The organism is Bacillus sp. SJS, assembly GCF_000732485.2.
Classification (GTDB): domain Bacteria; phylum Bacillota; class Bacilli; order Bacillales; family Bacillaceae; genus Metabacillus_B; species Metabacillus_B sediminis.
On record NZ_JAQV02000012.1, the window covers coordinates 71,086 to 89,371 of the forward strand.

The 18,286-nt window shown below is 44.1% G+C and carries 15 protein-coding genes; 8 read left to right on the forward strand and 7 right to left on the reverse strand.

Going from position 1 to position 18,286, the window contains the following annotated elements; translation table 11 throughout:
• Positions 1-16 precede the first annotated feature (16 nt).
• Positions 17-1,471 (forward strand): RQC-minor-2 family DNA-binding protein, encoded by a 1,455-nt coding sequence (locus AS29_RS06190; RefSeq protein ID WP_035410419.1) that lies wholly within the window; start codon positions 17-19, stop codon positions 1,469-1,471.
• 97 nt (positions 1,472-1,568) lie between these two features.
• Here AS29_RS06190 and AS29_RS06195 read toward each other — a convergent pair whose 3' ends face one another.
• Positions 1,569-2,621 (reverse strand): DUF3900 domain-containing protein, encoded by a 1,053-nt coding sequence (locus tag AS29_RS06195; protein WP_035410415.1) that lies wholly within the window; start codon positions 2,619-2,621, stop codon positions 1,569-1,571.
• 133 nt (positions 2,622-2,754) lie between these two features.
• Here AS29_RS06195 and AS29_RS06200 point away from each other — a divergent pair, with 133 nt between their 5' ends.
• The 4 genes from AS29_RS06200 (at position 2,755) to AS29_RS06215 (ending at position 6,611) form a co-directional block, all read left to right on the forward strand.
• Positions 2,755-4,200: a DEAD/DEAH box helicase gene (locus AS29_RS06200; RefSeq protein ID WP_035410607.1), complete on the forward strand. Its 1,446-nt coding sequence runs from the start codon at positions 2,755-2,757 to the stop codon at positions 4,198-4,200.
• Positions 4,201-4,552: 352 nt separating this feature from the next.
• Entirely contained in the window at positions 4,553-5,035 is a 483-nt protein-coding gene (locus AS29_RS06205) for a hypothetical protein (RefSeq protein ID WP_035410413.1), read from the forward strand.
• A 69-nt stretch (positions 5,036-5,104) separates the two neighbouring features.
• Entirely contained in the window at positions 5,105-5,848 is a 744-nt protein-coding gene (locus AS29_RS06210; RefSeq protein WP_035410410.1) for an alpha/beta fold hydrolase, read from the forward strand.
• 49 nt (positions 5,849-5,897) lie between these two features.
• Positions 5,898-6,611 (forward strand): DNA alkylation repair protein, encoded by a 714-nt coding sequence (locus tag AS29_RS06215; protein ID WP_035410603.1) that lies wholly within the window; start codon positions 5,898-5,900, stop codon positions 6,609-6,611.
• Positions 6,612-6,685: 74 nt separating this feature from the next.
• On the opposite strand, the gene pepT is transcribed toward AS29_RS06215, so the two are convergent.
• Positions 6,686-7,918: a peptidase T gene (gene pepT / locus AS29_RS06220; protein WP_035410406.1), complete on the reverse strand. Its 1,233-nt coding sequence runs from the start codon at positions 7,916-7,918 to the stop codon at positions 6,686-6,688.
• A 157-nt stretch (positions 7,919-8,075) separates the two neighbouring features.
• On the opposite strand from pepT, the gene AS29_RS06225 reads away from it, so the two are divergent.
• On the forward strand, positions 8,076-9,065 hold the full coding sequence (locus tag AS29_RS06225) for a bile acid:sodium symporter family protein (RefSeq protein WP_035410405.1): 990 nt from the start codon (positions 8,076-8,078) through the stop codon (positions 9,063-9,065).
• Positions 9,066-9,195: 130 nt separating this feature from the next.
• On the opposite strand, the gene AS29_RS06230 is transcribed toward AS29_RS06225, so the two are convergent.
• The 3 genes from AS29_RS06230 to AS29_RS06240 form a co-directional block, all read right to left on the reverse strand.
• A complete protein-coding gene (locus AS29_RS06230; RefSeq protein ID WP_442854519.1) occupies positions 9,196-10,608 on the reverse strand; it encodes an alkaline phosphatase in 1,413 nt (470 codons plus the stop codon).
• A gap of 180 nt (positions 10,609-10,788) precedes the next feature.
• A complete protein-coding gene (locus AS29_RS06235; protein ID WP_035410398.1) occupies positions 10,789-11,724 on the reverse strand; it encodes an aldo/keto reductase in 936 nt (311 codons plus the stop codon).
• 182 nt (positions 11,725-11,906) lie between these two features.
• Entirely contained in the window at positions 11,907-12,587 is a 681-nt protein-coding gene (locus AS29_RS06240) for a helix-turn-helix transcriptional regulator (RefSeq protein ID WP_035410600.1), read from the reverse strand.
• 96 nt (positions 12,588-12,683) lie between these two features.
• On the opposite strand from AS29_RS06240, the gene AS29_RS06245 reads away from it, so the two are divergent.
• Positions 12,684-14,405 (forward strand): alpha-glycosidase, encoded by a 1,722-nt coding sequence (locus tag AS29_RS06245; protein WP_035410395.1) that lies wholly within the window; start codon positions 12,684-12,686, stop codon positions 14,403-14,405.
• 131 nt (positions 14,406-14,536) lie between these two features.
• Here the strand turns inward: AS29_RS06245 and AS29_RS06250 are convergent, their stop codons facing one another.
• Positions 14,537-16,000 (reverse strand): alpha-amylase, encoded by a 1,464-nt coding sequence (locus AS29_RS06250; protein ID WP_035410393.1) that lies wholly within the window; start codon positions 15,998-16,000, stop codon positions 14,537-14,539.
• A gap of 393 nt (positions 16,001-16,393) precedes the next feature.
• On the opposite strand from AS29_RS06250, the gene AS29_RS06255 reads away from it, so the two are divergent.
• The gene (locus AS29_RS06255; protein ID WP_035410390.1) at positions 16,394-17,791 is read left to right on the forward strand and encodes an amino acid permease; all 1,398 of its coding nucleotides are present in this window, start codon (positions 16,394-16,396) and stop codon (positions 17,789-17,791) included.
• A gap of 32 nt (positions 17,792-17,823) precedes the next feature.
• Here the strand turns inward: AS29_RS06255 and AS29_RS06260 are convergent, their stop codons facing one another.
• Positions 17,824-18,279: a DinB family protein gene (locus AS29_RS06260; protein WP_082883751.1), complete on the reverse strand. Its 456-nt coding sequence runs from the start codon at positions 18,277-18,279 to the stop codon at positions 17,824-17,826.
• Between the last annotated feature and the right edge of the window lie 7 nt (positions 18,280-18,286).

An 18,286-nucleotide genomic window follows, 5' to 3' on the forward strand; every position in this document is an offset into this window, starting at 1 on the left:
GAAAGCAGGAATGGCCATGAGTCTTCAATTGCACGCCCAATATTTTGATCCGTACCCATCCCTTGCTGTGCTTCCGCTCGGCAAGAAAAATAAAGAAGTCCGGTCTGCCGGTCATAAGACGGAGCGGGCTTTGCTCAATCGTATTCAGGAATGCCTGGATGAGCTTCGCCTTTCAATAGATGAAAGGGAAAGGATCCAGAGCTTTCTCCAGCTTGAAAAGGGAGCATTCTTTCCGGTTTTTTCAAACAGGCAGGAGCAAATTCATCCGCATCTCATGAAACCGGAATCTTTTTTATGGAATGATTTTTCAGCGGGACACGGCATTCCTCAGCTTGAGGAATCTTTTTATATAAAGGATTTTACAGAAATGACTAAAACCGACCTCAATACTCACATTCAAAAGGTGGTTAGAGACTATTTATTCTGTGCCAAGCTCTCTTTAAAGAGCAAACGTGAGTGGGAGGAAATCATTGAACAAAGCTATGAACAGCATCCGTTCGTCCAGCTTGCGAGAGCAAAACGGGAGGTGGTTCAAGCGGTGGAAAAGATGAACCGTTCCTCCCTGCTTTCTCTCCTGACACCACCCGAAGATGTGGTATTTTGGAGACACCGTGTAGAAATTGTTATGAGACCTTACCGGGAACTTCCAGAGCAATGTGGCCACGAAAAGCAGCTGTCATTTGATTCGCTGAACGAAGTTATCACTCAAACATGTGATCAGTGCAAAACAAAGCGGATGTTTCATGTGAAACATTCCAAAGTGGAGCTTGAAGAAGAGCCGGATATGGAAAAAGCGGTAAAGCGAATTGCAACAATTGAGATGCAGTTTAACGAAATTGCTTTAAAGAATGAAACCATTCTAAATGACTTAGGAAATGTAGCTCAATGGAAAAAGGAGCTTGCCAGTTTGCCTGAAATCCTGCAAATGAAAAAGGAGCTGACCCGCTATCCCGTTCAGCCGGACATTGTGAAGGAACCGTTTCTGGGCTTTGCGGAGGAGCTTTCTCAAGCAGACATTCCAGCTGAAAGAGCATCTTCCGAGTTGATCTGGCTAGCGGGCTTTAGGCTTCCAGCCATATCCATGCTTAAAGAGATTCGCAAGCAAACAGTGGATGAGGCAAAAGTAAAACTTGAAGCTCTGCACCAGGGATTAAAAGAAGCAATGGAAACCGAGCCTTTTCAGCCTGAAGATGTATGTATACAAGTTAAAAAACAGTCCCTATCCTTTGAACAGGTTTTTGCCATTCTGAATGAATTAAACGGTACACTGAAGGATAAACCGCTCCACTTAATCGCCCAGCTTCTCAAAGGCAGGACCTCCTATCAAATCAGAGAACAGGAGCTCGATCAAACACCGTTATACGGCAGTCTTGGAAGCTGGGAAGAGAAAGATATCCAGAAGGGCTTTAAGAAGCTTGAGAAGGAAGGCTGGATTGAGAAACGCATGAAGGGGTATGAGGCTGTGAAATAAGCGTATTATCTCATAGTTGAATAGAAAAATAAAAAGAGGAATTGGACTCATCCAATTCCTCTAAGTGTAGTTTGAAGATATTCACCGCTTGCTTATTTTATTCTTTCCCCGCAATTCGCTCAATCACCTCATGCAGCCCCTCAGGCTTATGAAACTCGATCGGGGAAAATCCCTTTTCAAACGAGATCGTCTCTGCTTCAACTAACAAAACGTACCGCCCATTTATTTTCGCTAGATGAATCGAGTCCCCAAATTCAGCAAGCATTCCTTTCACCTCGGTTTCCCCGAGCTTCATCTTCAGCTGTGCTTCCGGTGTATGCTCGACAATTTGCGCGGCCGCTTCGATGACCTGATGGGTATCGAGCCGTTCCTGGATTTCCCGTTTTTCACTGGCTTCCCAGATCTCCATATCATGTTCAAACTGCTGCCGTTCCTGGCTGTTTTCTTCGTATGTCTCCAGGACGTGCTCCTGCACCATCGTCATGACTTGGGTTTTCATAATTTCCGGCATGGATTCGCCGTACTCAACATACTTCAAAAAGTCTTCAAAGTACCGTGCGTGCGACGCCTGATGGATTTTCAGCTCAGATTCCTCTGTCATTCCTTCTTCGGGCATATATGGGTATTGGATGGACTTCATGTTTTTTGTTGTGATAGCCATCTCGACCTTTTGAATTAATGCTTTTTCATCTGCAATGGAGGCGACTTTTGGTTCGAAATCGCATTTCATAATGAAAACAAAGGAGTCATGAAAGTATTTTCTCGGTACGGCTGAGGCAACTAAAAACGCCCCTCCGCGGACCGCGCTCGTATCCAAATAGGTGCGGACGAGCTGCTCGCTTCCCTCATCAAAAGCCTCTTTTGTTTCAGCGAAACGAATCCGGTGAAGCATGTTGTAGTTCGGATTAGAATCGAGATCGTAGCCCGGCTCCACAGTAAAATAGCCAATCTTAGTCGGCACCTGCTCGGAGGGAGGATGCTTTTCTGCCTTCCTCTTTACGATTCTTTTCAGCTCGCCATCAAGAAAATCCTTCAAAGCACTCGCTTCAAACTCCTCCTGATCAAGTGTCTGATAGTGCTTAAACCGCTTTGAATCCTGATCCTCTGCCTGTATCACGTAAAAGGATAAAAACCTCATGGTAAAATCCATTTTATCAGCCCCCGCTTTCAATTCTTTCAGTATAAAAAACACGAGCCGGTCCGTCAATTTAGCGAAGCTGTTAAAATGGGCCGCTGCACCGTATAATAGACAGAGGACAAATAACGAAAAGGGGCTTACGCTTTTGAGTACAAACAGCTTCAAAGATTTTGCATTAAACGAGGATATTTTACGAGCTTTGGACAGCCTTGGATATAAATTGCCGACAAACGTTCAGGCGGGCGTCATTCCGCCAGCGCTTGAAGGGAAAGATATAGCCGTTAAATCCCGGACAGGAAGCGGAAAGACAGCAGCCTTTGCAATTCCGCTTTGTGAATTAGTCGATTGGGAAGAAAATAAACCGCAGGCACTCATATTGACTCCAACACGGGAACTTGCGGCACAGGTTAAAGAAGACATCACAAACATCGGCCGCTTTAAACGGATTAAAGCAACAGCGGTTTACGGCAAATCGCCATTTGACCGCCAAAAATCCGAACTGAAGCAAAAAAGCCATATGGTTGTAGGCACGCCGGGAAGGGTGCTTGACCATATTCAAAAAGGTACGCTTCAGCTGGATCAGCTCAAGTATTTTGTCATTGATGAGGCGGATGAAATGCTGAATATGGGCTTCATTGAACAGGTCGAAGCCATCATTCAGGAATTGCCGGAAGACCGCACAACGATGCTCTTTTCCGCCACTCTTCCAAAGGATGTGGAAAGTCTTTGCCACCGCTATATGAAAAATCCGCTCGATATCGAAATTGCGTCGCCAGAACAGGCAGCAAGCCAAATTCAGCATTCTCTTTATATCGTGAGCGAAGAGAATAAATTCCGTCTTCTAAGAGACGTAACGGTAACGGAAAATCCGGACAGCTGTATGATCTTCTGCCGGACGAAGGATCAGGTGGATGAGCTTTTCGAACTTCTCGACAGACTTGGCTACACAGTGGATAAAATCCATGGCGGAATGGTTCAGGAGGATCGATTTGCGGTGATGAATGAGTTTAAGAGAGGCGAATTCCGATATCTCGTTGCGACCGATGTAGCAGCACGGGGAATTGATATTGAAAACATCACACATGTTATCAACTATGATGTTCCGCTTGAAAAGGAAAGCTACGTTCACCGGGCAGGCCGGACAGGCCGCGCCGGACGTTCCGGAAAAGCGATCACATTTGCAACACCATTTGAAGACCGGTTCCTTGCAGACATCCAGGAATACATCGGATTTGAAATTCAGCAGCTGGATCCCCCTGAAAGAGAGCAGGTCAAAGAAGCACAGCATGCATTTGACGAGAAAATGGAAGAAGAACCAGAGCTGAAAAAAGATAAAAGCGAGGCTCTGAATAAGGGCATCATGAAGCTCTACTTTAACGGCGGGAAGAAAAAGAAAATCCGAGCCGTCGACTTCGTCGGAACGATCGCCAAGCTTGAAGGCGTAACAGCAGCCGACATTGGCATCATTACGATTCAGGAAAATGTTTCTTACGTGGAAATTCTAAACGGAAAAGGACCACACGTCCTGAAGTTGATGAAAAATACAACGATTAAAGGAAAGCAGCTTAAGGTTCATGTAGCAAATAAATAATAAGACATAGAGACTTGCCTTCGGGTGAGTCTTTTTCTATGGGCTCAGTTCCTTATCCTATTTTTTTTTGACTATGTTAAGACACCATAAAAATTTTTTCACACTTGTTGATTGGAGCGGAAGTCGTGAGATTCCTGCGGGACTAGCGGGACAGGTGAGACCCCACAGGCGCTTGCGCCGCGGAGGCTCACCGCCCGCCCAAGGATAAGCGAACGACTGCAGCGGAAATCAACAGTAAAGTTTAGTAGTTTTTTAAATTTTTTACCAATTATGTAAAAATAAAGTTTTAGGACCTTGTGTCTGTGGTAAAAGAACTAATGAATAAAAAATGATCGTTTAAGGAGACGTCTAAATGAAGAAAACGTTTGGTATTTTATCTTTGATTTTCATGATTTTTCTGGCTGCCTGTTCGAGCCCTCTTCAAGAGGAGCTTCTCACATATGCCAATGAACAGCTTCCAAATCTTGGAAAAATGGAAGAGAGCGCAATGAAGAAATATGAAGAAGCTGCGAATACGAATGATGAGCAAAAGATTGCAGATGCCATTAATAACAGCGTCATCCCGGCATACACGAAAATTGCTGAAGAAGCAGACAGTATAACGATTACGGATGATGAGCTGCAAAAATTGCATAAACGCTACACGAATGTGATTAACCAGCAAATCGAAGGATACAAAATGGCCGCAGACTCCATTGATCAGCAGAGTGATGAAATGTTTAACATGGCAAGTGATTTAATCAATAAAAACTTCAGTGAAATGGAATCCTTTCGTAAAGATTTAGAAGCTTACGGGAAAGAGAATGATCTAAAAGTGGAAGAGCCTAAGAACTGAAACCTCATCTCGAAGATGAGGTTTTTTATGCTATTCTAAACGTACCAACTATCTTCAACTGGAGGGCCTATGAAGGAAAACATCGTTTTTATCCATGGTTTGACGGGTTCTAGAAGAGCGTTCAAAAAACAAATGGACTATTTTAGCCACACCTACAATACATACGCCTACGATTTGCTTGGCCACGGCGAGGACCGCGGCAAGAAAACGGATTTTTCTCTCGATGGGCTGGTTGCACAGCTGGAGGAGCTGTATGAAAGGGAGGGAATTGAAAAAGCACACCTCTGTTCCATCAGCTACGGCTGTTATCCAAGCACAATCTTTGCAAGCTGGTATAAAGAGAAGGTGTCAAGCCTTTGCTATATCGGCGGCCATTATAACTCAGACTCCCCGCTCACCTATGTCCTTCAGCATTTTCGTGACAAACGCTACAGTGATTACCCTGATTGGCTCAGGCGCTATTCCAAAGACTTGTTTCCAAAAAGCGGAGTCGTGGATCCTTACGCCCTGATCTCCACCAGACTTTATTATAAATACGGATTGGAATTACACGAGGATGTGCTGAAAAAAGCCATTGAACACAGACTCGATTACGATTTAAAAGCAGACCTGAAACAGTTGGATGTTCCGGTTTTATGGATTATGGGGGACCATGATAACCTGTTTAAATCCAGTATTACAGACTTGGATGAGGTCATTCCGCATGCTTTCTATAAAGAAATTCCCCATACCGGGCATGCGGCCAATATGTTCCGTCCTTTTGCCTTTAGAAGGATGTATGCCGAATTTTTGCAGGGAAAACAGGAGATTTAAACCATAGAGCAGAATGGAAAAAGAAAGAACCCATAAGGAAGGTGATGGAATGGCAACGTATCAGGAAGTCATGGAAAAACTGGAAGAGCTCGGATCAGAGCAGACAAAGAAGACCTTTTTCAACCATGGAGCACAGGAGCCCTTTTATGGAGTAAAAGTAGGCGACATGAAAAAGCATTTAGTGAAAACGGTTAAAAAGGATCAGGAGCTGGCTCTAAAACTGTATGATTCAGGGAACAGCGATGCGATGTACTTAGCAGGCCTTTCCGTCAATCCAAAGCTCATGACAAAGGACCAGCTGCATAAATGGGCGCAGGGAGCGTACTGGTATATGCTCAGTGAGTATACGGTAGCTCAGGTTGCAGCGGAGTCTCCGTATGCCCTTGAGCTTGCCCGCGAATGGATCCGATCGGAGCAGGAAATGACTGCTTGCGCTGGGTGGAGTACGTATTCCAATTTTCTTTCGATCGCTCCGGATGAATCCATTGATTACGAAGAGGTCAAAGAGCTGCTCCATCAAGTCGAAACAGGGATTCATCAAGAACGGAACCGCGTCCGTTATGTCATGAACGGCTTTGTTATTTCGGTCGGCGGCTACTGCCTGCCCCTTCATGAAGAAGCAAAACGAGTGGCTGCGGCAATTGGAAAGGTCCATGTGAATGTTGGAAACACGGCTTGCAAAGTCCCGCTGGCAGAAGCTTATATTGAAAAAATGGAACAGCGTGATTCGATTGGGAAGAAGCGGAAGACGTGTATATGCTGAAAAACGGCATCATAGCCTGAATTAATGATAATGAAAAAAGAGACCAATCCATGAAAGCGGATTGGTCATTTTTACTATGCCCGTTCTTCAAACAGCTCAGCAATCTTAGCAATAACTTGAACCGATTTCAGCATATGATCAACAGATGCAAATTCATATCTTCCGTGGAAGTTCTCGCCCCCGGTGAAGATATTTGGTGTAGGCAGCCCCATGTAGGAAAGCTGGGAGCCGTCTGTTCCGCCGCGGATCGGGGATACGAGTGGCTCAATTTCAAGGCTTTTCATGGCGTCATAGGCAATGTCGACGATTTCTTTAACCGGCTCAATTTTCTCGCGCATGTTGTAGTACTGGTCGTTCATTTCAAGATGGATACGGTCTTCCCCGTATTTTTTCTGGAAATCGGCAACAATCTGTTCCATGAAGACCTTTCGGTTAGCAAACTTGTTTTTATCATGATCACGGATGATGTAGCTCAGTTTCGATTCCTCCACATCTCCCGTCATAGAGGTAAGGTGGAAGAAGCCTTCATACCCTTCGGTTGATTCAGGCGCTTCTTCTGACGGAAGCATGCTGTTGAATTCCATGGCTATTTTAGCAGAGTGAATCATTTTGTTTTTCGCTGTACCAGGATGAACGTTTTTCCCTTTGATGGTAATCTTTGCGCCTGCCGCATTAAAGCTTTCATACTCTAATTCTCCAAGAGGACCTCCATCCACCGTATAAGCAAAAGAAGCGCCAAAGGCTTCCACATCAAAACGGTGAGGTCCGCGGCCGATTTCTTCATCAGGAGTAAAGGCAACGCGAATTTTTCCATGCTTGATTTCCGGGTGCTGAATTAAATAATCCATTGCCGTCATGATTTCTGCAACACCTGCTTTATTGTCAGCACCAAGAAGTGTTGTGCCGTCCGTGGTAATTAAGGTATGGCCTATGTAATTCTTCAGGTTCGGAAAATCAGATGGGGAAAGAACAATGCTTAAATCCTTGTTTAAAAGAAGATCTTCTCCATCATAGTTTTCGCGGATTTGGGGTTTTACATCTGTTCCGGTGAAATCCGTAGCTGTGTCGACGTGCGCAAGGAAGCCGATGACCGGAACATCCTTTTGTGTATTAGAAGGCAGTGTAGCCATTACGTACCCGTTTTCATCCATCGTAACGTCTTCCATGCCGATTTTTCTTAGTTCCTCCGTCAGCATCCTGGCAAGGACGAGCTGGCCTGGTGTGGATGGGCACGTCTCGCTTTCTTCATTGGATTGTGTTTCTACTTTTACATACGATACAAACCGGTTAATTAATTCCTGCTTCATAGCTGGAAGCCCCCTCTATCATTCATATACCTATTTTACCACCATTCATGGGCAGATTCCTATAACGGGACGGAATACTCTTAATTGTCAGAATCTATTGAAAGTTTAATGCGGCAGCGTTATAATCGGAACATTATCTGACAAGGGAGAGGATCAAATGAATGGATTAAACAAAATTAGTGACATTGCAGGGAAGACATTCATTATTTGGATTCTCTTATTCGGCGTGATTAGCTTTACCGCTCCGCAGGGATTTTTATGGATCAAGCCTTACGTATCGATTTTGCTGGGAGTTGTTATGTTCGGAATGGGAATGACATTATCGATGAATGATTTCAAGGAAGTTGGGAGAAAGCCGAAAAGTGTATTAGCAGGGGTCGCTGCACACTACGTCATTATGCCGGGACTCGCATACGTGCTTGTTTTACTTTTTGAACTGCCGCCTGAGCTTGCGGTAGGAGTCATTTTGGTAGGATGCTGTCCGAGCGGGAGCGCATCCAACGTGATGACCTTTTTAGCAAAGGGAGACACGGCCCTAGCGGTGGCGGTAGCCTCCGTTTCAACCTTGCTTGCCCCTCTTTTGACACCGGCTATTATCTATCTCCTTGCCAGTTCCTGGATTAAGGTCGATGCAGGCAAAATGTTCGCTGATGTCATGCTCGTCATCCTGATACCGGTTATCCTGGGTGTGCTCGTCCAGTTCTTCTTTAAAAAGCAGGCTGAAGGCGCAACTAAAGCGATGCCGCTCATTTCCGTTGTGGCCATCACCGCGATTTTATCTACGGTCATTGCAGGAAGCCGGGATTTAATTGTAGAATCCGGCTGGATCGTGCTCCTTGTAGTGGTGCTGCACAACCTCGCAGGCTTTGGGCTCGGTTTTCTGGCAGCGCGGCTGCTGGGACTAAGCTACGAGGCGCAAAAAGCGATTACATTTGAAGTCGGTATGCAAAATTCGGGACTTGGGGCATCACTCGCCATCAGCCATTTTAGCCCGGTTGCTGCCGTTCCGAGTGCGATTTTTAGCTTCTGGCACAACGTATCAGGTCCGCTGCTTGCAAGCTATTGGGCGGGAAAAGCAGGCGAAGGACCTGCTGGCAGAACAGTACATCAGCAGAAAAAAGAAATCAAAACAGAAGAAATCGGATAAAATCAGACGCTGCTCGATCCCGGTGAGTGAAACGGAGGGGTTATGTCTGTAACCAGGCAGGATTGAAGAAGCCTGTACCAGTCGTAAAGCAATTAAAAAAGGGCCAAATTTCTGGCCCTTTTTCTTATGATTATTTATTTTCCTTCAAAATCTTAAACATTTTCTTCGCTTGATCTGTGTTGTCAATCAATCCTGAAAAATCTTCTTTACCTGGTCCGAAGGCATAAACCTGTACTTCTTCTCCAGTGTGGCCAGAGGTTGTCCAGCCAGTAAAGGACCGCTTGTTAAAAATTTGTTCAATGGCATTATCGATTTCAGTTAGATTCTTTTTAGCTGCCGCTGCTTTGACACTATTAATCTCTGCTGGAGTCAGTTCAAGCTTGATGTTATCTTTTAATACTTTTTCAGCGTCCATACCTTCCATAATTCTTGCAGCCATGTAGTCAGGAGTTTTCTTTGCAGCAAGGATCGGTTCTACATTGAAGTTATACTCTCCTCCAGCGCCCATTGAGAACCCGCCAGTGGAGTGGTCAGCTGTAGCGACAACCAATGTGTGCTTATCCTTTTTAGCAAAATCAATAGCTGCTTTGAACGCCATTTCGAAATCTTCCATTTCGCTCATGGCTGCAACGATGTCGTTATCGTGGCCTGCCCAATCAATTTGGCTTCCTTCAACCATAAGGAAGAAACCATTCTTGTTGCTGTTCAATTTGTTCAAAGCAACCTTTGTCATCTCTTCCAATGAAGGTGTTTCCTTCTTGCGGTCAATCATTTTATCCATTCCGCCGTCCGCAAACAGTCCAAGTACTTTCGAATTTTTGTTTTTCATAAGATCTTCGCGGTTCGTTACATAGCTATATCCGTCCTTAGCAAAAAGCTTTGTTAAATCGCGGTCGCTCCTTACAAAGTTCGATTTTCCTCCACCCAGCATGACGTCAATTTTATGACTGCCTTTAACCATTTCATCGTAATAGTCATCAGCAATTTGGTTCATGTTCTTGCGGGATTCATCATGTGCACCGAATGATGCAGGAGTTGCATGTGTGATTTCAGAAGTAGCAACAAGACCAGTCGATTTGCCTTGTGATTTTGCTTGCTCAAGGACGGTTTTTACTTCTGTAAGGTCATTGTCTATAGCGATTGCGTTATTGTATGTCTTAACACCGCCCGACATGGCTGTTGCTGCGGAAGCAGAATCTGTAATATTCTGTGCAGGATCATCGGGGTGTGTGGTTTGCATGCCCGTAAGATGCTTATCAAACTCGGTTAGTTCAATATCTTTCGTGCGGGGATTGTCTTTCATATAACGATGGGCGGATGTGTAAGGAACACCCATACCATCACCAATCAGGAAAATAACATTTTTTATTTCAGGATTCTTTTCTTTAATCATTTTTGCCAGTTCTTCTTTAGATGGAGTTTTCTCAGCTTGCACACCTTGAGGAATGGCAGATGCACCAATTAGCGTACCAAGAGCAAGTGCGGAGATTGCAGCAACGGGGACAAATTTGGATTTAATCATTTTTGAGAATGTCATGATCATTCCTCCTACGTATAATGTGTAACTATTTTCATGATAGTAGAAGAATGTATATTCTTTATTACGAACTCATTAAGGTGTTGTATATTGTTTGTAAATGTTGAACCTTGGTACTAGGCCTAAGGTGGTGGTTCGTAATAATAAACCCCGACTAGAACAAAGCCGGGGTTCATAAACATATATCTATCCTCGAAAAATCGAGTCAATCCGCTCAATTTCTTCTCTCGTCAGCTGTACATCCAGTGTTTTAAGGTTGTCCAGTACCTGATCCGGTCTTTTTGCTCCTGGTATGAGAGCGTCAATCGAGTCACGGGTTAAATACCACGCAAGCACGACATGAGCCACGTCTGCGTGATTGGATTCTGAGATTTCACGAAGTTTTTCCACCTTTTCCAAATTCCGCTCGAATGCTTCTCCCTTGAATAAAGGATTTTCCGCTCGGATGTCGTCGAACTTCGAATCCTTCGAGTATTTCCCTGCGAGCAATCCGGATGCGAGCGGGAAGTAAGGGATGAATGAAATTTGATTTTCAGCTGTGTAGGGAAGGAGATCCTTTTCTGCCTCTCGCTGAAATAGATTGTATTCGGACTGAAGGACATCTACATAGCCGTCTTTGTTGGCTTCCTTCAGCTGATCAATTGAAAAATTGGAAACACCGATTGCTTTGATTTTCCCTTCATCTCTCAGCCTTTTTAATTCCCCAACGGCCTCATCCTTCGGCGTTTGTTCATCAGGAAAATGTATATAGTACAGGTCGATATAGTCCGTTTGCAGCCTTTTTAGACTGCCTTCAACGGCTTCTCTTAAAAAAGCGGGGGAGTTGTCGAGTTTTACTTCGCCATTGACAAATTTATGTGCGCCTTTTGTTGCAATCACGATATCATCACGGCTTCCGCGTTCCTTTAGTACTTCGCCGATCAGTTCCTCTGAGCGCTCCGGTCCGTAGATAAAAGCCGTGTCGAGAAAATTCATTCCGGAATCAAGTGCAGTGCGTACCAATTCCTTTCCTGTTTCCTCATTCAAATTCGGATACAGGTTATGCCCGCCTACTGCATTAGTGCCGAGTCCTATTGGATGAATAAGTAAGTCAGATTTTCCAAGCGCTATTCTATCAGTCAATTCTTTTCAACTCCTCATGTAAGTCTGCTTTCATCATAACAAGCCTTGGAGTCTTATGAAAACAATCTGATTCTATTAAAAAAAAGCCCCGGTTTTAGGGCCTTAACTAAATTAACAGTTTTTATATACATAGAATCAAATAAATGTACAAATCAGGATATCCATTTTTCTTATAATAAAAATTATGATTGCGATGCTGGCAGCTTTCTCCGGTATTGAGTTGGAGACATGCCGGTTAATGATTTAAACGTTTTGCTGAAATGTCCCTGATCATGGAAGCAGAGGATCATGCTGATTTCGAAAATACTTTTGTTCGTAGTGGAAAGAAGGATTTTTGCCCGTTCAATTTTGATCTTTTTCGCATATTTCATAATGCTGACGCCCATCTCCTTTTTAAAGCAGGAGGAGGCATAGCCCGCTGAAATCTCAAGTTCTTCAGAGAGTTTTTTTATGGAAAGATGGTTTTCAATGTTCATATGCAGGTAAGGCAGGATTTTGTTGGTTACAAAGCTTTCTGTCACTTCCATGTCGTAGATCACCAGGTCAAAGTACGCGGAGGTCATTTCTGCTTCAAGCGATTGAAGGGCTAATAGACTTGGCTGCCTTGGAATAGAAGTGTAAAACCGGTTGTACAGGCTGTGAAGATAGTGCTTTGTGACGCCAAGCTTCATGATTTCCCTTGTGTAGACGGCATTCCAGATATAGAGGTCGATTTTCTTTGCAGAGGCCGGATAAAATTGTTCGTTTTCTTCTTTGTGCTTGGCTGTGATAATCTCCAGCATCTTCGGCTTGTCCCTTGATTCAATGAGGTACGCGGCGTCAAAGGTAAACAGGTAGGAATCGGATTGATACGTTTCATGCATTAGCACATACACCTCGGAAATCATGATCGATCTACTTCTATTATAGTCCATTCTATGGAAGTGCAAGAAAAAAATGTTTAATAAGGAGAGAGTTCATTGAACAAACATGCAATCTATCATATACCGGATGTGCCATATGCCTATCCAAGAAATAATGAGACCTTAACTGTAAGGCTTAGAGCAGCAAATCAAGACTTGAAAACATGCAAAATTTATTACAAAGACCGGTATGATTGGACTTCTTCGTTTCTCGTAAAAGAGATGGAAAGGAGCGAGGAAACGGACCTGTTTTCTTTTTATGAAACAAGCCTTTCATTGAAACGTAACCGCTATCGTTATTATTTTGAGCTGATTGATCAAAATGGGGATTCGGTCTTTTACGATGAAAGGGGATTTAGAGAGGGCGATTTGACACAAAATGAAGCCACAGCCTTTCAGTATGCGTACATAGCAGAGGCAGATGTGTATGAGGCGGCAGAGTGGCACAAGGAAGCGATTGTCTATCAGATTTTCCCCGATCGTTTCTGCAATGGAAATGCAGCTATTAATCCGCCTGGAACTAAAGAATGGGGAACGGAAATCAGCGCTTCCTCCAAGTTCGGCGGAGATCTGCAAGGAATCATGGATAAACTCGGCTATATTGAAGAACTAGGGGTGAATGTGATTTATATGACACCTGTTTTCCCGTCATCCTCCAATCACAAATACAACACAGCCGACTATTTTTCAATTGATCCGCAGTTCGGCACGCTGGATACAGCGAAGGAACTGATCCGGAAGTGTCATGAAAAAGGAATCAAAGTTATTTTTGATGCGGTTTTCAATCATACGGGAAATGACTTTTTTGCTTTTCAGGACCTGCTGAAAAATCAGGAGCAATCAAAATATAAAGATTGGTATTTTGCAGATAGCTATCCTGTAAGCGAAGAAAAGGTTAATTATTATACATTCGCAGACAACATTATGGAAATGCCCAAGCTGAATACGTCAAATCCGGAAGTGCGGGAATACTTGCTGAAGGTAGCTGAATTCTGGATAAAGGAAGCAGGTATTGACGGATGGAGACTGGATGTCAGCGATGAGGTCGATCATGAATTTTGGCGGGCATTTAGGAAAACGGTCAAAGCCGCCAATCCCGATGCGGTTATTATCGGAGAAATCATGCACGAATCCAGTGCCTTTCTAAAGGGAGATCAAATGGACAGCATTATGAATTATCCTTTTAAAGGCGCAGTAGCGGACTTTTTTGCCAAACAGGAAATGACGGCTGAACAATTTGACGACATTTTAACCTTTAACCGCACGATTTATATGGAGCCTGTAACGAGACAAATGTGGAACCTGGTCGGCAGTCACGATACAAAGCGTTTCCTGACGGAGTGCGGGGAGAGGGAAGAAGCGGTAAGGCTTGCGGCTGCTTTTCAATTCGCGTACATTGGTGTTCCTTATATTTATTACGGAGACGAAATCGGCTTAAGCGGCGGTGAGGAACCGCAATCAAGGAATTGCATGGTTTGGGATGAAAAAGAACGCAATAATGAGCTGCTCGAATTTTTTAAAAAGCTGATTTCCATCCGTAAATCAAGCAAAGCTCTAACTCAGGGAAGCTATAGAACGCTTTATGCAAAAGAAAATGTCTTCATGCTGATCCGGAAGTGGGAGAATGAACGTGTTGCAGCCGTTTTTAATAATGGAGATTCGGCAGTAAAATTAACATGCCCTCTTTCAGGTACAGAGCTGATGACTGGTGAAAAAATCGCCTTCGGTCATGCTCTGACAATGGAGCCTATGTCATTTAAATGGATTAGAGCTGAATAGAAAAAAAGCTGATTGCAGCGGAAATCAGCCCAGCCATAATTAAAATAACCCCCGGAATGCTGACTGCATTCCGGGGGTTTCATAAAGTATTTCTTTTCAGCAGGACTTTTTAGACCGCCCATTCCATTTTATTACTTATCTTCATCCGGCAAAGCCCAAACGGAAACACTTTCCCCGTTTACAGGAAATACCGCGAAACCGTCTTCTTCAATTTCGACCGTGTCTTCTCTTGTATTGGTTAAATCCACCCAAACCTCACCGGCCCGGTGTTCGCCGACGAACATTCTTTTCTCTCCTTCATCTCCATTGGAGATCACAACGGCCAAGCCGGAGCCTTCCATTTCATCCACGCCCCTGCGGACCCAGCCAATGGTATTCGGATGGTCAAAATAGTCATCCTGCTCACCGTAAGCTTTGTTGCAGCGCGCTTTAAGCAATGGATCAATGGCGATTTGCTTGCCATCAACCGGTTCGTCTCCGCCAATGCCGAAGTAATCTCCATAAAATACACAAGGATATCCGTCTTTTCTAAGCAGAATTAATGCATAGGCGCTCTGTTTAAACCAATCACCAACCCATGATTCAAGGGCTTCATTCGGCTGTGAATCATGGTTATCGACAAAAGTCACAGCATTCATCGGATGGGACTGGACAAGTGTATCGTCAAAAATCGTGGTAAGGTCAAAATCTCGGCCCGCCAATGATGCTTCATGAAGCTTGTAATGGAGGGAAACGTCGAAAAGGTCCATCTGATAATCAATCTGATCCAAAAATTCCTGGCAGGCGGCAAGCTCTGAATTCCAGAACTCTCCAACCATGTAGAAGTTATCTCCGCGATGGCTGGAAGCTTCCTTCGCAAAGTTTTTGATAAATTCATGGTTGATATGCTTGATTGCATCCAATCTATATCCATCACAGTTCAGCGTATCGGCAAGCCACTTGCCCCAGTCGATCATCTCCTGCTGAACATCCGGGTGGTCGTAATCAATGTTGGCAAACATGAGGTAATCATAGTTTCCAAATTCGTCGTCCACATTTTCATTCCAGTCTTTGTTTTTGCCAAGTATGCGGAAAATTCCTGACTTTCCGGTTTTTGCGTCGTAGTCGGTTCCGTTAAAATGCCCAAAATTCCATTTAAATGAAGAATATTTGTCTCCGCGTCCCGGGAAGGTAAATTTCGTCCATCCTTCAATATCGAAAGGCTCGGAAATGACGTTTTCGCGGTTTTCCGGATCGACCTCCACTACTTTAAATGTTTCCGTTTCATCCGCTGCGGCTTTATGATTCATGACAATATCGGCATAAACCTGAATGCCATTGTCGTGGCAGGCCTCGATAGCAGCAAGAAGCTCATCCTTCGTGCCATATTTCGTGCGGACGGTTCCCTTTTGATCAAACTCTCCTAGATCATACAGATCGTATATTCCATAGCCGGTATCTTCAGCTGACTGTCCTTTCGTAACAGGGGGAATCCAAACTGAATCAATGCACATTTCTTTTAATTTGGGAGCCATTTTGCTTAGGTTCTTCCAGTGCTCCCCATCTGCTTTCAGATGCCATTCGAAAAATTGCATCATTGTGTGATTCTGCGACATATCCATTCCTCCTGTATTTAGCTCATCTAAAGATAAATAGCCATAAAGGGGGGGGCGGTAAACCTTTCACTGGGAAGTATTTCATGCATAGGTGTCCTATTTCGATCAAAAGGACCAAAAACTGACACTGGCATTCACTAATAAATCATGGTAGGATTTCATAGTGAGATAATATCTGACTATTAGTAAAAAAGAAATATTTTAGCTAATTTCTATTGTAAGCGGTATCAGTTTTATCAGCTATTGTATATACACCCTACTATTGACACAATTTACGTCAGATTGTGAGATTTTATTCCGATTGGATATCTCTCACTTAAATATTCTGTCAGTATAGGGATATACAGGAGTAATTGTCCAGGAAATGTCTGTCTCAGGAAGGGAGAAATTTTTATGCAAAATCAGCAGAACAATGAATTGAAACGCGGACTTGAGCAGCGCCATATTACGCTTATGTCACTGGGTGCTGCCATCGGGGTAGGCCTATTCCTTGGCTCGGCTGCGGCGATTGACCTAGCTGGACCCGGAATCCTGCTTGCTTACGCATTTGCAGGAATGATTATGTTCTTCATTATGAGAGCACTCGGCGAAATGGCCATTCAAAAACCGGTAGCCGGCTCCTTCAGCCGCTATGCAAGAGATTATCTTGGTCCTCTGCCTGGCTTTTTAACAGGCTGGAATTACTGGTTTTTGTGGGTTGTAACCTGTATGGCTGAAATTACAGCCGTCGCGAAATATATGACGATGTGGGTGCCTGCAGATCAGGTCGCACCATGGATTTGGGCACTTCTTGCTCTCATCATTATGACACTCGTGAACTTTCTTGCAGTAAAAGCATACGGAGAATTGGAGTTTTGGTTCGCCCTCATTAAAATCGTAACCATTATCGGAATGATCATTATCGGAGCGGGAATTATTTTCTTCGGAATCGGCAATGGGGGAATCGCAACAGGAATCTCGAACCTATGGAGCAATGGCGGCTTCTTCCCGAACGGAATCCAAGGAGTGCTTCTTTCCCTATCCATGGTTATGTTCGCTTTCCTTGGAATTGAATTAATTGGGGTAACAGCAGGAGAGGTAAAAAATCCTGAAAAAACACTCGCGAAAGCGATTGATACCGTATTCTGGCGGATCTTGATTTTTTACGTCGGCGCCCTGTTTGTTATCATGTCCATCTATCCTTGGGATCAAATCGGAACGCAGGGAAGTCCATTCGTTCTTACCTTTGAGAAGCTTGGAATACCTGGTGCCGCAGGAATTATCAACTTTGTTGTTCTGACGGCAGCCTTATCATCATGCAACAGCGGAATTTTCAGTACCGGCCGCATGCTTTTCAACCTTGCCCAGCAGGATGAAGCACCAAAATCCTATGGAAAAGTAACGAAAAACGGAGTGCCGGGGGTTGCTATCCTAACTTCTGCAGCCGCTTTGCTGATTGGTGTTGTGCTTAATTATTTTGTTCCTGAAAAAGCCTTTGTTTATGTGACGAGCATTTCAACATTCGGAGCAATCTGGACATGGTCCATCATCCTGCTCTCGCAAATGCGCTACCGCAGGAGCTTAAATCCGGAGCAAATTAAAAATTTGAAGTACAAAATGCCGCTTTTCCCATATGCAAACTATCTGGCATTGGCGTTCCTTGGGCTTGTAATTGTCCTGATGGCATTTAGTGCCGATACAAGAATTGCATTGATTGTCGGACCAATCTGGTTTGGAATCCTTCTAGCTGTCTATTACGCAAAAGGGTTTCACAAGCGAAATCATCCGAATTCCCATAATCAAGTCAGCTAAAAAAAGAGCTCCTTCCGAATTCGGAAGGAGCTCTATTGCTTTTTAAGGAGCATGATTTGACCAGCATGGTAGATTACATGCTGGATATTGCCATGAACCGTAATATAAACAGGTGAAAATTCTTCAATAATGGGATCATCCAAGCGATCCTCACTTACTGTCTTAAGTGCTTCAATAAGCTTCTCGTGGGACTGGCTTAACCGGTCAAGAGCGGCTTGCCAGCTGCCGGCATCGGCGGTTTCAATAGACGGCCAGTCCTCCTCAGGTGTCATAGTGGCAGGGGCTCCATGCAATCTCTTCGTGACGGTTTCATTTGTTGACGCCACATGAAGAACAATTTCCCAAATCGAGTGTGCGCCAGGCAAAGGGTGTTTATAAGCTTTAGCAAAATCAACATCCTCCAGCGCTTCCAATAATGAAGGCCCGTGCCAGGCGCTTCCTTTGTACGCCCTCTCAAGCTGATCTGCGATACGCTCAAGCTCAAAAATTTTCTAT